We start from the raw sequence: 13,796 nt of genomic DNA, 5'->3' as shown, positions 1-13,796 counted from the left end.
CCGCCTCACAGCGGTGGCCTTCGTCGTTCTATCGCATCCGTCAAACGAATGTTGCCGCGATGCGCTATCATTGCCAACGGTTCGTGTCCGACAAAACCCCGGGCGCGCCACGCATCATCCCGCAGGCCAGCGCGCCTGCAGCTATAGCGCCACATGGCCCTCAAAAGGGGTCGGGCGGCTTGACCGGTCCTCCTCATCCGGAAGGACGATGTTTCCTAACACCCCCAAAGGGAAACCCCGAACAACCGAGACTTCTGCCAGTGGTACATCCTCCTATGACTCATTTGAAAGGGTTCGACCTGCTCGCCCTTGGCTTCATGACGTTCGCGCTTTTTCTCGGCGCGGGTAACATCATCTTTCCTCCCAGTGCCGGCATGGCGGCGGGCGAACACGTATGGAGCGCGGCTTTCGGCTTCCTCCTTACCGGTGTCGGCCTGCCGTTGCTGACGGTGGTCGCCCTGGCCCGGGTCGGAGGCGGTATTGGCCGCCTGACCCAGCCGATCGGGCGGCGCGCGGGAGTAGCGTTTGCCATCGCCGTCTATCTTGCCATCGGCCCGCTGTTCGCCACCCCGCGTACAGCCGTGGTGTCCTTCGAGATGGGCGTCGCGCCCTTCACCGGGGACGGCGGCGCGCCATTGCTCGTCTATACCGTCGCTTACTTCTCCGTGGTTCTGTTCCTGGTGCTGAACCCGGGTCGCCTTGTCGACCGGGTCGGAAAGGTCATCACGCCGGTGCTGCTGTCGGCCCTGCTGGTCCTTGGCGGCGCGGCGATCTTCGCGCCGGCGGGAGAGATCGGCAGCAGTTCCGGCGAGTACCAGAGCGCGCCCCTGGTGCAGGGTTTCCTGCAGGGCTACCTGACCATGGATACCCTCGGTGCCCTGGTCTTCGGTATCGTCATCGCCACCGCCATTCGCGACCGCGGCATCAGCGACAGCCGGCTGGTCACGCGCTATTCCATGATCGCCGGGGTCATCGCCGCCACCGGCCTGTCCCTGGTCTACCTGGCGCTGTTCTATCTTGGCGCCACCAGCCAGGGCATCGCCGGCGACGCCCAGAATGGCGTACAGATCCTCACCGCCTATGTGCAGCAGACCTTTGGCGTTTCCGGCAGCCTGTTGCTGGCGGTGGTCATCACCCTGGCCTGCCTGACCACGGCGGTAGGGCTGATCACGGCGTGCGGCGAGTTCTTCAGCGACCTGCTGCCGGTTTCGTACAAGACGGTGGTGATCGTGTTCTCGCTGTTCAGCCTGCTGGTCGCCAACCAGGGACTGACCCAGTTGATCAGCCTTTCGGTACCGGTTCTGGTGGGACTCTATCCGCTCGCCATCGTGCTGATCGCCCTGAGCCTGTTCGACCGGCTCTGGGTGTCGGCCCCGCGGGTGTTCGTGCCGGTGATGATCGTCGCGCTGCTCTTCGGCATCGTCGACGGGCTGGGGGCGGCCAAGCTGAACGGGTGGGTGCCGGACGTCTTCGCCAAGCTCCCGCTCGCCGATCAGAGCCTTGGCTGGCTGCTGCCGGTATCCATTGCGCTGGTCCTGGCAGTCGTTTGCGATCGGCTGCTGGGCAAGCCGCGCGAAGCGGTCGCCTGAGACGTCAGGCGAACCCCAGGAAGGCCGCCTCCGGGCGGCCTTTTTCATGAGCCGACGAAAGTCGTGTCCTGGCCGCGGCGAGCGGCGTCCCAACGGCGCGAAACAACGGCGGGGCGATTCCCGGCCGGCTCAAGAGGGAGTTTTCATGACCGCCGAACTCGGCATTTTCAACGGGCACCTGCCGCAACACCTGCTGGCGGCGCTCTGGTTCCTGTTCTGCTGGGTGGGCTACACCCGCTACGCCACCTGGAAGGGCCGCGACACCGCTTGCCTGGCCAGCGTCCTGCACCTCTACCGGGAGGACTGGATGCGCCGGCTGCTGCTGCGTGACAACCGTATCGCCGACGCCAGCGTGATCGGCAACCTGGAGCGCAACGCGTCGTTCTTCGCTTCCAGCACGCTGATCATCCTCGCCGGCATCCTCACCCTGCTGGGCTCCACCGACCGCGCCGTCTCGGTACTGGCCGACCTGCCGTTCGTGGAGGAGGCCAGCCGGGGACTGTCGGAACTGAAGCTGCTGTGCCTGGCAGTGGTCTTCGTCTATGCCTTCTTCACCTTCAGCTGGTGCATGCGCCAGTACAACTTCGCGGCGATCCTGGTCGGCTCGGCACCGATGATCGGCGAGCGCAACGTCGGCGAGCTGGAGCGCAAATCCTTTGCCGAGCGTGCCGCCCGGGTCATCTCGCTGGCGGCCAACCAGTTCAACTTCGGCTTGCGCTCGTACTATTTCGGCCTGGCCATGCTCGCCTGGTTCATCAACTCCTGGTTCTTCATGCTGGTGACGGCCGGCGTGGTGCTGGTCCTGTATCGCCGCGAGTTCCATTCGGACGTGCTGGAGGTGATGGTCTACACCGAGACCGCAATCGCCGAAAGCCCGCGGGAAGGCGAGGGCGAGGTGCCCAGAGGCTGAATCCCGGGCATGAAAAAGCCCGCTTGCGCGGGCTCTTTCAGGGTACGTCAACGAGAACTTATTGCTGGTTCTGTTGCGGTTGCTCCGGAGTCGGTGCCGGAGTCTGCGGGGTTGCCGGAGTGTCGCTCGACGGCGCCGGGGCGCTGGGCTCGGCAGGGGGAGTAGCCGGAGCGCTCGGCTGGGTCTCGGTAGCCGGAGCTGCCGGGGCCGCTGCCTTGTCTTCCTCTTTCTTGTCGCAAGCGGCCAGGCCAAGGCTGGCAGCGAGCAGCAGGGCAAGAGTTACGGTCTTTTTCATCGTTTAGCCTCCATGTGCGGCTTTCCTCGTTGTAGCCCTTTGAACATTTGCGCTGGCGTGAAGTTCCACACACTTCGACTATTTCGATCGTTATGTCCAAAACCCCGGCTGCCGGGGCTTTGGCGGCAGGGTATGATTCGCCCTCCAGAAAACTCCCAGCAAGGTCGCCGTCATGTCGGAAAATCCTCTCCTCGAGCGCGCCCGGCGCTTTCTCTCGGCCTTGCGTCATTGCCAGGTGCTGGGGTTGACGGTCGAGGCCGCCGACGAGAAAGGACTGACCCTGCGCCTGCCCTACAGCCAGGCGATCATCGGCAACCCGGAAAGCGGGGTCGTCCACGGCGGCGCGATCACCACCCTGATGGACACCACCTGCGGTATTTCCACGGTCTGCGTGCTGCCGGACTTCGAGATCTGCCCGACGCTCGACCTGCGCATCGACTATATGCATCCCGCCGAACCGCACAAGGATGTCTATGGCTTCGCCGAGTGCTACCGGGTCACGCCGAACGTGATCTTCACCCGCGGCTTCGCCTACCAGGACGATCCGGGCCAGCCCATCGCCCATGTCGTCGGCGCCTTCATGCGCATGGGCGGTTCGGCTCGCTCCGGGGCGGCCAGGCCGGCCGCGCAGGGAGGTGCGGCATGAGCCCGACCAGCCTCGAGCAACTGGTCCGCGACGCGCGCCGGAACAACGACTACAGCCCGCTGGTGGAGCTGATCCCGTACGCCAAGCTGCTCGGCATCGAATGCCTGCGCCTGGGCGACGACATGGTCTTCCGCCTGCCGGCGAACAAGGACAACATCGGCAACCCGACCCTGCCGGCCATCCATGGCGGTGTGATCGCCGGCTTCATGGAGCATGCGGCGATGTTGCACCTGCTGACTTTCATGAGCATTCCGCACCTGCCGAAGATCATCGATTTCTCCATCGATTACCTGCGTGCCGGGCACTTCCGCGATACCTACGCGCAATGCCAGGTCTGGCGCCAGGGGCGACGGGTGGCGAACGTCGCGATCAACGCCTGGCAGACCACCCAGGGCGAGCCCATCGCCACCGCGCGGGCGCATTTCAAGGTGGACGAGCCGTGAGCCGTACGCTGCGGAAAGTGGGCTGAGGATATCGCGATGGATGCCTTGCTGATTCTGGGCGGCCTGCTGCTGATGGTCGCCGGCTATATCTGGGTCATCGTCCTGGCCTTCGGTACCGGTCTGCTGTGGGGTTACGGCAGCCTTTTCCCGCCGGTGGCGCTGGCCTATATCGGCGTGCACTGGCGTACGGCGCGCAAGGGCGTCGGGCTGGCCGCGCTGGGTTGCATCCCGCTGGTGGTCGGCCTGGCGCTGCTGGCCAGTCACGACGCTGCGCGACTGGAGGCGATCCTCAGCCTGCGCTGGCTGAAGCCGGAGGCCAGGCCGCCGGCGGAACTGGCCATCGCGCTCAGCGGGGAGTTCAACGGCAAGCCTTTCGCGCCGCAGAGCGGCGAGTTGATCGGCGGCGTGCTGAGCCTGCGCCAGGGGCACGATTTCTACGCCCAGCGCGAGCTGCAGATCCGCCTTCCGGCACAGCCGCTCGGGGCGCTGCGCCTGGACGTGCTGCCCGAGGACGGCGGCGCGTTGCCAGAAGTCGAGCTGAGCTGGCTGCAACCGGAGCAGGACCTGCCCGAGGCGCGTCGTCTCCTGCGTGGCTATACCTTGCACCTGGACCTGCGGCCCAAGGCGCCGAACCGCCTGGAGGGCGAGTTCCACCTGAGCCTGCCGAGCGACTACCGGACCACCCTCAGCGGCCACGTCGAGCTATATACCGACCGGCTGCGCTATCGGCACGGCAAGGTCGACCTGGGCTACGACTCCGACGATACCCTGGCCCTGGTCTTGCGCGACTATCTGCAGCGGCGCTTCGCCAGCCGCGACGTCAGCCTCGTGCGGGCGCCGTCCTGGCGCGCGGCCAGCCATGCGCGGCCGCTGCGTATCGAGGCCCTGGTGGCCGGCCAGACTCAGGTGCTGGAGCTGACGCTGGAGAAGAACGCCCGGCGGGAGTGGACGGTGCGCGGCGACGCGTTCCCCGCCTTGCCGGCGGAGCCTGCGACCGTGGCCGCGGCGGCGCCGCCCGAGCCGCAGGCGCTGCCGGCGCCGGGCAACGCCACCCTCGACCTGGAGCTGGTCCAGGTCGAACCGCAGCGCTACAGCCAGCGCCTGGTCAAGGCCACTACGGTACGCGGGCGTATCGCCGAGGGCCGTTTCACCGGCCTCGACAGCGAGGGGCGCCTGGTGATCCGCCGGGAAATGCCCGGTGCGGGGGAGGCGAGCTACCTGTTGCACCCGGCGGAGATCGCCCGTCTCGAACTGCTCGAACGCTAGTCGTCGCACGACGGTGCGCGGTTTTTTCGCATAAGCGCTTGAAAAGCCGGAAGAAGGCCCCACCTAGGGGACATCCGCCGTGGTACGCGGCTTATGTCATTGATGGAGCTTGGAGCGATGAGCGTGGAAACCCAAAAAGAGACACTGGGCTTTCAGACTGAAGTGAAGCAACTGCTTCACCTGATGATTCATTCTCTCTATTCGAACAAGGAAATCTTCCTCCGCGAACTGATTTCCAACGCCTCGGACGCCGCCGACAAGCTGCGTTTCGAAGCCCTGGCCAATCCCGAGCTGCTCGAGGGCGGCGCCGAGCTGAAGATCCGCGTCAGCTTCGACAAGGAAGCCAACACCGTCACCCTGGAAGACAACGGCATCGGCATGAGCCGCGAGGATGTGGTGACTCACCTGGGCACCATCGCCAAGTCCGGGACCGCCGACTTCCTGAAGAACTTGTCTGGCGACCAGAAGAAGGATTCGCACCTGATCGGCCAGTTCGGCGTCGGTTTCTACAGCGCCTTCATCGTCGCCGACAAGGTCGATGTCTACTCCCGTCGCGCCGGCCAGCCGGCCAGCGAAGGCGTGCACTGGTCGTCGAAGGGCGAGGGCGAGTTCGACGTCGCCACCATCGACAAGCCCGAGCGCGGCACCCGCATCGTCCTCCACCTGAAAAAGGGCGAGGAGGAGTTCGCCGATGGCTGGCGCCTGCGCAACGTGATCAAGAAATACTCCGATCACATCGCTTTGCCGATCGAGCTACCCAAGGAATTCCACGGCGAAGAGGCCGACAAGCCGGCCGAGCCGGAATGGGAAACGGTCAACCGCGCCAGCGCGCTGTGGACCCGTCCGCGCGCCGAGGTGAAGGACGAGGAATACCAGGAGTTCTACAAGCACGTCGCCCATGACTTCGAGAACCCGCTGAGCTGGAGCCACAACAAGGTCGAAGGCAAGCTGGAATACACCTCGCTGCTCTACGTGCCGGGCCGCGCGCCGTTCGACCTGTACCATCGCGAGGCGCCACGAGGCCTGAAGCTGTACGTACAGCGCGTGTTCATCATGGACCAGGCCGACGAGTTCCTGCCGCTGTACCTGCGCTTCATCAAGGGTGTGGTCGACTCCAACGACCTGTCGCTGAACGTCTCCCGGGAAATCCTGCAGAAGGATCCGGTGATCGACTCGATGAAGTCGGCGTTGACCAAGCGCGTGCTGGACATGCTGGAGAAACTGGCGAAGAACGAGCCGGAGCAGTACAAGACCTTCTGGAAGAACTTCGGCCAGGTCCTCAAGGAAGGCCCGGCGGAAGACTTCGGCAACAAGGAGAAGATCGCCGGCCTGCTGCGCTTCGCCTCCACCGGCGACGATTCGGGCGAGCAGAGCGTAGCGCTGGCCGACTACATCGGTCGGATGAAGGAAGGCCAGGACAAGATCTACTACCTCACCGGCGAGAGCTACTCGCAGGTGAAGAACAGCCCGCACCTGGAAGTCTTCCGCAAGAAGGGCATCGAGGTGCTGCTGCTCACCGATCGCATCGACGAGTGGCTGATGAGCTACCTGCCGGAGTTCGACGGCAAGCAGTTCGTCGATGTCGCCCGCGGCGACCTGGACCTGGGCAGCCTGGACTCGGAAGAGGACAAGAAGGCCCAGGAAGAAGTCGCCAAGAGCAAGGAAGGCCTGATCGAGCGCCTGAAGAAGGTGCTCGACGAGCAGGTCAGCGAAGTCCGCGTCTCCCACCGCCTGACCGATTCGCCGGCGATCCTCGCCATCGGCGAACAGGACCTTGGCCTGCAGATGCGCCAGATCCTCGAGGCCAGTGGGCAGAAAGTGCCGGACTCGAAGCCGATCTTCGAGATCAACCCGCAGCATCCGCTGATCGAGAAGCTGGATGCGGAGCCGGACGAGGACCGCTTTGGCGAGCTGTCGCATATTCTCTTCGACCAGGCCGCCCTGGCCGCGGGGGACAGCCTCAAGGATCCGGGCGCCTACGTACGCCGACTGAACAAGCTGCTGGTGGAGCTGTCCGCTTAAGCAGTAGCCCCGACAAAGCCCGCTTCGGCGGGCTTTGTCTTTTCCAACTCTCGCAGGAGCAGTACCCATGAGTGAGATTCGTGTAGAGCCGGTCGCCTACGACATCGATGGGCAGCCGTACGAAGGTCAACTGGTGTACGACGCCAGCCACGCGGGACCGCGCCCGGGCCTGCTGATGGCGCCGAACTGGATGGGCGTGAGCGCCGCCGCGCTGGACATCGCCCGGCAGGTCGCCGGCCGTGGGCACGTGGTGCTGGTCGCGGACCTCTACGGCAGGGACGTGCGTCCGCAGAACGGCGACGAGGCGGGCGCGGCGATGATGCCGCTGAAGAACGACCGGGCCCTGCTGCGCAAGCGCATGCAGGCAGCGCTGGCGGCCTTGCGCGGACAGGCGCTCGCGGCTGTCGATACGACCCGCCAGGCCGCCTTCGGTTTCTGCTTCGGCGGTTGCTGCGCGCTGGAGCTGGCTCGCGACGGCGCCGAGCTGAAGGCCTTCGTGTCCTTCCATGGCACCCTGGATACGCCGGACCCGGCGCATGCCAGGAATATCAAGGGCGCGGTACTGGTCCTCGACGGCGCCTCCGATCCGCTGGTGCCGCGCGAGCAGTTGCCGGCCTTCGCCAGGGAGATGACCGATGCCGGCGTCGACTGGCAGCTCACCAGCTACGGCGGCGCGGTGCATTCCTTCACCGATCCGAACGCCAAGGTGCCGGGCAAGATGCACTATGACGCCAGGACCTCCCGGCGTGCCTTCCAGGCGATGGACGACCTGCTGGCGGAAGTCTTCGCCTGAGACCGCCGGCTCACTCGCGCATGGCGAAGCAATGCCTGGCCTCGGGGAAGCGCCGTTCGCGCACGTCCTCGGCGAAGCGCCGGGCCGCCTCGTCGATTTCCCGGTCGAGGCGCGCGTAGCGTTCGACGAAGCGCGGTACCTGTTCGCCGCTTAGCCCGAGCAGGTCCTCGCTGACCAGTACCTGGCCGTCGCAGGCCGGCGAGGCGCCGATACCGATGCAGGGGATCGCCAGTTCTTCGCTAAGGCGACGGGCCAGCGGCTCGCCTACGCCTTCGATGACCACCGCGAAGGCGCCGCCGCGCTGCATGGCGAGGCCGTCGCGGCGTACCCGTTCGGCGCTTTCCGGGTCACGCCCCTGGGCCTTGAAGCCGCCCATGGCGTTGACCTGCTGCGGCATCAGGCCGATATGGGCGAGCACCGGTATGCCACGGCGTACCAGGAAGTCCACGGTTTCTTCCATTTCCTCACCGCCTTCCAGCTTCACCGCCTGGGCGCCGCTGTCGGCCAGCAGGCGTGCGGCGTTGCGGAACGCCTGTCGGGGCGATTCCTGGTAGCTGGCGAACGGCAAGTCGGCCACCACGCAGGCGCGCCGGCTGCCGCGCATCACCGCCAGGGTGTGGGCGACCATCATCTCCAGGCTCACTCCCAGGGTACTGGGCATGCCATAGAGCACCATGCCCAGCGAATCGCCGACCAGCAGCAGGTCGGCGTGCGGATCGAGGAGGCGGGCCATGGGCGTGCTGTAGGCGGTCAGCGCCACCAGGCTGCCGGCACCCTTGCGGCGCTGGATATCGGGAACGGACAGGCGATGTTGCGGGCGATGACTGCTCATGGCGTGGCTCCGGTTTGTCTATGGGGAGCCACACGCTACCATCGGCCACGCACCGCTCACTCGACGGATGGGGACAACCGATGCCGCAAACGGGACAAGAACGCGACCTGCCGCGATTCCGCAGCCTGCCCTGCGCGGTGTATCTGCGCGCCTTCGAGATGCCCGCCGGGCACCGGGTGGAGATGCACGACCACCCCTGGGGCCAACTGATGTACGCCGCCAGCGGCACTTTGCGCGCCAGCACCGAGCGGCACAGCTATCTGGTGCCGGCGCAGCGGGCGCTGTGGATTCCGCCGGGCGTCCGGCACGCCGCGGAGGCTTGCAACCCTGTGCTGTTCCGCAGTCTCTACCTGGATCGTTCGCTGCCCGGCGGTTGCCGGGTACTGGAGGTGTCCGGCCTGCTGCGCGAACTGTTGCTGCGGGCGGCGGAATTTCCCCGTGAATATCCGCCGGGTGGCGAGGCCGAGCGTCTCATGCAGGTGGTCGCCGATGAGGTCGGGCGCCTTCGCGAGGCGCCGCTGAACCTGCCGTTGCCTGGCGACCCGCGCTTGCGCCGGATCACCGACGCGCTACAGGCGGATCCCGCCGATCCGCGCGGCATCTCGGATTGGGCGGGACTGGTGGGGGCTTCCCGACGGACCCTGGCGCGGCTGTTCCGCGAGCAGACCCAGTTGTCGTTTCGCGAGTGGCGCCAGCGCCTGCGTCTGCTCAACGCGGTCGCCGCGCTGGAGGAGGGCGCCAGCGTGACGCGGGTGGCCAGCGACCTTGGCTACGACTCCACCTCGGCGTTCATCAGCCTGTTCCAGCGTCATTTCGGCCAGACCCCCGGTTGCTTCGCCCGCTCCCTGCGCTTGCCCAACTGAGCCGCATGCTTCAGGGCGCCGCCTGTCGGCGCAGGCTTGCCGCCTTGGCCGCGAGGTCCGGCCAGGCGGGCTTGCCGGCGAAACGCTCGCGCAGGTAGTTGGCCAGGGCGGCGACTTGCCGGTCGTCGAGGCTATGGCGGAAGCCGGGCATATAGCCGAGGTCGCCGGTGGCCGGGCTGTGGATGCCGTCGAGGATGATCCGCAGCAGGTTGTCCGGGCTGTCCGCATGCACATTGCTGTTCAGCGCCAGGGATGGACGCACGCCGAAGAAGCGCGGTCCGTCGCCGTCATGGTGGCAGGCCAGGCAGGCCCCGGCGAACAGGCGCGCGCCGCTGCCGCTGGGCGGTTGCACGCGGCCGTAGCCCTGCCGGTCGAGGCGTTGCGCCTGTTGCTGATCGGTTTCCCCGGCCGGGGCAGCGGCGTAGGACGCAAGGTAATGGGCCAGGGCCCGCAGGTCCTCGTCCGACTGCTTGGCCAGGCCTTCGCCGACCACTGGCGCCATCGGCCCGCTGGCGACCCCGTGGTAGGCCGAATAGCCGTGGCGGAGGTAGGCGTAGAGGGCCTCCTCGCTCCAGGCGATGGGCGCCGGCGAACTGGCGTTCAAGGCTGGCGCGGTCCAGCCCTCCGCCTCGCCGCCGGCGAAGTGCGCGCTACCGGACTTTTCCGCGCCGAGCGCATTGCGCGGCGAGTGGCAGGCGCTGCAATGGCCGAGGCCTTCGGCGAGATAGGCGCCGCGGTTCCATTGCTGGTTGCGCGTCGGCTCGTCGCGGTAGGCGCCGGGCTCCAGGAACAGCAGGTTCCAGCCGGCCATCAGCTGGCGTTGGTCGAAGGGGAACGGCAACTGGTTGGCAGGCGTTTCGCTGTGCACCGCCGGCTGGCTCATCAGGTAGGCGTACAGGGCCTTCAGGTCTTCGCCGCGAGTCCTGGTGAAGGCGGTGTAAGGGAACGCCGGATACAGATAGCTGCCGTCGCGGGCTACGCCATGCCGCATGGCCCGCTCGAAGGCGGGGTAGGACCAGCCACCGATGCCGCTCGCGCGATCCGGCGTGAGGTTGCTGCTGTAGATCGTCCCGAACGGCGTCGGCAAGGCCCGTCCGCCGGCGTTGCGCGGGCCGCCTTCGCGAGTGTGGCAGACCGCGCAGTCGCCGAGGGCGGCGAGGCGTTCGCCGCGGGCGATCTGCTCGGCGCTGAAGGGACCGGGTGTGCCTTCCAGTGGCGCGATGGCCGGTTGCCAGGCGTAGCCGAGGGCGATGGCGGCGAGCGCGACGAGGCTGCCGGAGGCCCAGAGGCCGATGCGTGTTGCCTTCTTCATCTGTCAGTCATCCACTGCGCGGGGCGCCGCGGCGCCCCGGGGAAAAGGATCAGGCCTGCGCGCTGCGCAGCGCCGCGAGTACGCGTTCCGGAGTGAACGGCACCTGTCGCAGGCGCGCTCCGGTAGCGTCGAAGATCGCATTGGCGATGGCCGCGGCGCTGGGCACCGAGGCTGACTCGCCAGCGCCCATCGGTGGCTGCTCGGGGCGGTCGAGCAGCAGCACGTCGATCTCCGGCAGTTCGGGGAAGCCGAGGATCGGGTAGCCGCCCCATTCCAGGCTGGTGACGCCGCGGCGGTCGAAGGTGGCGAACTCCTTGAGTACCCGGCTGGTGGACTGGATGACGTTGCCGTGGACCTGGTGCCTGACCCCATCGGGATTGACCATCTGCCCGCAGTCATGGGCGACCCAGACCTTGGCGACGCGCACCGCGCCGTTCTCCGGGTTCACCTCGACGTCGACGATCCAGGCGGCCCAGGCGGCGCCGAAACCGGGAAACTTGCTGTGGAAGTAGCGCGCATAGGCGAAGCCGCGTCCCTTCAGCACGCCGTCCCGGCGCGCCTCTGGGTTGGGGGAGGTGCGTGGCTGCCAGCCGGCGCGGGCGACCAGGGCGTCGATCAGCGCCAGGGCGCGCTGGTCGTCCAGGTAGCGGCGGCGGAAGGCGATGGGGTCGATGCCGGCCAGGTGCGCCAGTTCGTCGGCGTAGGACTCATGGGCGAACACGTTCGGCAGCGCCGAGACGCCGCGCATCCAGGACGCGCGGACGATGGGGACGGCGTCGTTGGCCACCACCCGCATCCGCGGGTAGCGGTATTGCGGGATCGCGGTGCGGTCGCCCATGTCGGCCACCTGCGGGGTGGCCGGGATCCGCCTGGTGAGGAGCAGGGCCAGGGTCGGCGCACCGTTGGAGGGGTAGCAGGTGGCGAAGTCGTAGGCCGCCACCCGGCCTTGCTCGTCGAGACCGCCGCGGACCTCGATCAGTTGCGCGGTGCCTTTCGGTTCCCAGCCATGTTCCTGTTCGCGCATCAGTTGTACCCGCACCGGCCGGCCCACCGTCTGCGCCAGGAGCACGGCGTCGGCGCTGACGTCGTCGGCGCCGTTGCGTCCGTAGCAGCCGGCGGCTTCCATGCGGATCACCTCGATGTCCCCGGTCTCGCGCTGCAGCAGCCTGGCCAGGTCGTTGCGCAGGTCGTGCGGGTTCTGCGTGCCGGACCAGACGCGAGCGCGCTGCGCATCGACCTCGGCGAGGGCGCAGGAAGGGCCGATGGAGGCGTGCAACTGGTAGGGCCAGACATAGGTGGCCGACAGCGGCCGGGCGATGCCCGCGAGGTGCTGCTCGAGACCGGGTGAGTCGTGCAGCGTGCGTGGCTTCTTCGGATGCCGGCGAAGCGTGTCCTCGAGCCGGTCGGGTTCCAGCGGCGGCAGGCCCTGCCAGTCCTTCCAGCGCACCTTGAGCTGGCGCGCGGCGCGGATCGCCTGCTCCTCGCGTTCGCAGACCACGCCGACGAAGTCGCCGATCACGACCACCTTGACCAGCCCCGGCAGCCCGGCGACCGAGCTTTCGTCCACCGCCAGCAGGCCGCTGCCGAGCGGGGCGCTGACATCCGCGCCGGTATAGGGCGGGCGTACCACTCGCCCATGCAGCATGCCGGGCAAGCGCATGTCGTGGACATAGGTCAGTTGACCGGTCAGCTTCGCCGGGATGTCCACCCGACGCACCGGCTTGCCGACCAGACGGTACTCGCTGCGCGGCTTGAGCGGCGCCTTGCCGTCGATGTTCAGGTTGAAGCGCTGGCCTCGCAGCAACTCGCCGTAGCCGATCCGTCGCTGCGGATTGGCGGCGGCGAAGACCTGGCCGTTTTCGCTGCGCAGGCTGTCCGGATGCACCGGGAAATGGCTTCCGGCCTGACGCAGGAGGAAGCGCCGGGCTTCGGCGGCGGCCTGGCGCAGCGGCACGGCGCTGACCTGGATGCTGGCGCTGGCGATGGTCGGCCCCTGGTCCGGTGTGCGACGGGTGTCGCCGAGGATCATCTCGACCTGCTCGAACGCGACGTCCAACTCTTCGGCGACGATCTGCGCCAGTGCCGTGCGGATGCCGGTACCAAGGTCGACGTGACCGCAGAAGGCGGTGACCTTGCCGTCCGCGGCGATGGCGATGAACGAGTCGACCTGGTCCAGCGGCAGGTCGGTGGCGCCCTGCTCGGCGAGGGCGAGTAGCGGGGCGGGCAGGTTGACGGTGACCAGCAGCAGGCCGCCGGCCTTGAGGAAGCCGCGTCGCGAGGGATTGGCCAGGCTCATGCCGGGTGCTCCTCCTGACGCTCCTTCAGGCTCTCGGCGGCACGCCGCACGGCCTTGAGAATCTCCACATGGGTGCCGCAGCGACACAGGTTGTAGGCCAATTCCTGGCGGATCTCGCCGTCGCTGGGGTTCGGGTTGCGATCCAGCAACGCCTTGGCGGTCATCACCATGCCGTTGATGCAGTAGCCGCATTGGGCGGCCTGTTCGTCGATGAAGGCCTGTTGCAGCGGATGGGGATGGGCGGCATCGCCGAGTCCTTCGAGGGTAACCACCTGGCGGCCCACGGCAGCCTCCACCGGGGTGATGCAGGAGCGGGTGGCGACGCCATCCATCAGCACGGTGCAGGCGCCGCACTCGCCGAGGCCGCAGCCGAACTTGGGACCGTTCAGTTGCAGGTCGTTGCGCAAGACATAGAGCAGGGGGGTATCGGGGGCGACATCGAGGCGCAGGGACTGACCGTTGACGGTCAGGGCAAGGGCATCGCTCATGGCGGTTTCTCCCCATGCCGGGGGCATGGCTGTTCATCAGG

General features: G+C 67.3%; 13 protein-coding genes. 8 read left to right on the top strand and 5 right to left on the bottom strand.

The genetic code is table 11. The features are described 5' to 3' along the window. The first annotated feature begins 275 nt into the window (after window positions 1-275). Window positions 276-1,589 carry a branched-chain amino acid transport system II carrier protein gene (brnQ, locus tag HMPREF2581_RS18875; RefSeq protein WP_003087430.1) on the top strand — a complete coding sequence of 438 codons (1,314 nt, stop codon included), beginning with the start codon at window positions 276-278 and terminating at the stop codon, window positions 1,587-1,589. A gap of 145 nt (window positions 1,590-1,734) precedes the next feature. Then, a complete protein-coding gene (locus HMPREF2581_RS18870; protein ID WP_003111671.1) occupies window positions 1,735-2,499 on the top strand; it encodes a DUF599 domain-containing protein in 765 nt (254 codons plus the stop codon). Between the two features lie 58 nt (window positions 2,500-2,557). On the opposite strand, the gene HMPREF2581_RS18865 is transcribed toward HMPREF2581_RS18870, so the two are convergent. Continuing rightward, complete coding sequence (locus tag HMPREF2581_RS18865) at window positions 2,558-2,794, bottom strand: hypothetical protein (RefSeq protein ID WP_003087435.1); 237 nt, start codon at window positions 2,792-2,794, stop codon at window positions 2,558-2,560. 172 nt (window positions 2,795-2,966) lie between these two features. Between HMPREF2581_RS18865 and HMPREF2581_RS18860 the strand changes: the two genes are divergently transcribed. From HMPREF2581_RS18860 to HMPREF2581_RS18840, 5 genes are all read left to right on the top strand, one after another. After that, complete coding sequence (locus HMPREF2581_RS18860) at window positions 2,967-3,440, top strand: PaaI family thioesterase (protein WP_003087438.1); 474 nt, start codon at window positions 2,967-2,969, stop codon at window positions 3,438-3,440. Beyond that, the gene (locus HMPREF2581_RS18855) at window positions 3,437-3,883 is read left to right on the top strand and encodes a PaaI family thioesterase (protein ID WP_003087441.1); all 447 of its coding nucleotides are present in this window, start codon (window positions 3,437-3,439) and stop codon (window positions 3,881-3,883) included. Before HMPREF2581_RS18860 ends, HMPREF2581_RS18855 begins: the two co-directional genes overlap by 4 nt. A gap of 36 nt (window positions 3,884-3,919) precedes the next feature. Next, complete coding sequence (locus HMPREF2581_RS18850; RefSeq protein ID WP_003140156.1) at window positions 3,920-5,149, top strand: hypothetical protein; 1,230 nt, start codon at window positions 3,920-3,922, stop codon at window positions 5,147-5,149. 117 nt (window positions 5,150-5,266) lie between these two features. After that, window positions 5,267-7,171 carry a molecular chaperone HtpG gene (htpG, locus tag HMPREF2581_RS18845; protein ID WP_003087446.1) on the top strand — a complete coding sequence of 635 codons (1,905 nt, stop codon included), beginning with the start codon at window positions 5,267-5,269 and terminating at the stop codon, window positions 7,169-7,171. 67 nt (window positions 7,172-7,238) lie between these two features. Then, complete coding sequence (locus HMPREF2581_RS18840; RefSeq protein WP_003087448.1) at window positions 7,239-7,964, top strand: dienelactone hydrolase family protein; 726 nt, start codon at window positions 7,239-7,241, stop codon at window positions 7,962-7,964. A gap of 10 nt (window positions 7,965-7,974) precedes the next feature. On the opposite strand, the gene panB is transcribed toward HMPREF2581_RS18840, so the two are convergent. Next, window positions 7,975-8,796, bottom strand: coding sequence for a 3-methyl-2-oxobutanoate hydroxymethyltransferase (panB, locus tag HMPREF2581_RS18835; protein ID WP_003087450.1), 822 nt, complete (start codon window positions 8,794-8,796; stop codon window positions 7,975-7,977). Between the two features lie 80 nt (window positions 8,797-8,876). On the opposite strand from panB, the gene HMPREF2581_RS18830 reads away from it, so the two are divergent. Then, window positions 8,877-9,659, top strand: a complete 783-nt coding sequence (locus HMPREF2581_RS18830; protein WP_003097919.1) for an AraC family transcriptional regulator — start codon at window positions 8,877-8,879, stop codon at window positions 9,657-9,659. Window positions 9,660-9,669: 10 nt separating this feature from the next. Here HMPREF2581_RS18830 and HMPREF2581_RS18825 read toward each other — a convergent pair whose 3' ends face one another. The 3 genes from HMPREF2581_RS18825 to HMPREF2581_RS18815 are packed head-to-tail and all read right to left on the bottom strand — an operon-like array spanning window position 9,670 to window position 13,755. After that, window positions 9,670-10,971, bottom strand: a complete 1,302-nt coding sequence (locus HMPREF2581_RS18825) for a c-type cytochrome (RefSeq protein ID WP_003140154.1) — start codon at window positions 10,969-10,971, stop codon at window positions 9,670-9,672. 49 nt (window positions 10,972-11,020) lie between these two features. Next, on the bottom strand, window positions 11,021-13,267 hold the full coding sequence (locus HMPREF2581_RS18820; protein WP_003140152.1) for a xanthine dehydrogenase family protein molybdopterin-binding subunit: 2,247 nt from the start codon (window positions 13,265-13,267) through the stop codon (window positions 11,021-11,023). Next, on the bottom strand, window positions 13,264-13,755 hold the full coding sequence (locus HMPREF2581_RS18815) for a (2Fe-2S)-binding protein (protein WP_003140151.1): 492 nt from the start codon (window positions 13,753-13,755) through the stop codon (window positions 13,264-13,266). Before HMPREF2581_RS18815 ends, HMPREF2581_RS18820 begins: the two co-directional genes overlap by 4 nt. Window positions 13,756-13,796: the final 41 nt, after the last annotated feature.

The sequence above is a fragment of the Pseudomonas sp. HMSC057H01 genome, from assembly GCF_001836405.1.
Classification (GTDB): Bacteria; Pseudomonadota; Gammaproteobacteria; order Pseudomonadales; family Pseudomonadaceae; genus Pseudomonas; species Pseudomonas aeruginosa.
This window is presented reverse-complemented; position numbering and strand designations above follow the sequence as displayed.

Coding starts and splice junctions, on each gene's coding strand:
- brnQ (WP_003087430.1), top strand. CDS start 276: ATGACTCATTTGAAAGGGTTCGACCTGCTCGCCCTTGGCTTCATGACG.
- HMPREF2581_RS18870 (WP_003111671.1), top strand. CDS start 1,735: ATGACCGCCGAACTCGGCATTTTCAACGGGCACCTGCCGCAACACCTG.
- HMPREF2581_RS18865 (WP_003087435.1), bottom strand. CDS start 2,794: ATGAAAAAGACCGTAACTCTTGCCCTGCTGCTCGCTGCCAGCCTTGGC.
- HMPREF2581_RS18860 (WP_003087438.1), top strand. CDS start 2,967: ATGTCGGAAAATCCTCTCCTCGAGCGCGCCCGGCGCTTTCTCTCGGCC.
- HMPREF2581_RS18855 (WP_003087441.1), top strand. CDS start 3,437: ATGAGCCCGACCAGCCTCGAGCAACTGGTCCGCGACGCGCGCCGGAAC.
- HMPREF2581_RS18850 (WP_003140156.1), top strand. CDS start 3,920: ATGGATGCCTTGCTGATTCTGGGCGGCCTGCTGCTGATGGTCGCCGGC.
- htpG (WP_003087446.1), top strand. CDS start 5,267: ATGAGCGTGGAAACCCAAAAAGAGACACTGGGCTTTCAGACTGAAGTG.
- HMPREF2581_RS18840 (WP_003087448.1), top strand. CDS start 7,239: ATGAGTGAGATTCGTGTAGAGCCGGTCGCCTACGACATCGATGGGCAG.
- panB (WP_003087450.1), bottom strand. CDS start 8,796: ATGAGCAGTCATCGCCCGCAACATCGCCTGTCCGTTCCCGATATCCAG.
- HMPREF2581_RS18830 (WP_003097919.1), top strand. CDS start 8,877: ATGCCGCAAACGGGACAAGAACGCGACCTGCCGCGATTCCGCAGCCTG.
- HMPREF2581_RS18825 (WP_003140154.1), bottom strand. CDS start 10,971: ATGAAGAAGGCAACACGCATCGGCCTCTGGGCCTCCGGCAGCCTCGTC.
- HMPREF2581_RS18820 (WP_003140152.1), bottom strand. CDS start 13,267: ATGAGCCTGGCCAATCCCTCGCGACGCGGCTTCCTCAAGGCCGGCGGC.
- HMPREF2581_RS18815 (WP_003140151.1), bottom strand. CDS start 13,755: ATGAGCGATGCCCTTGCCCTGACCGTCAACGGTCAGTCCCTGCGCCTC.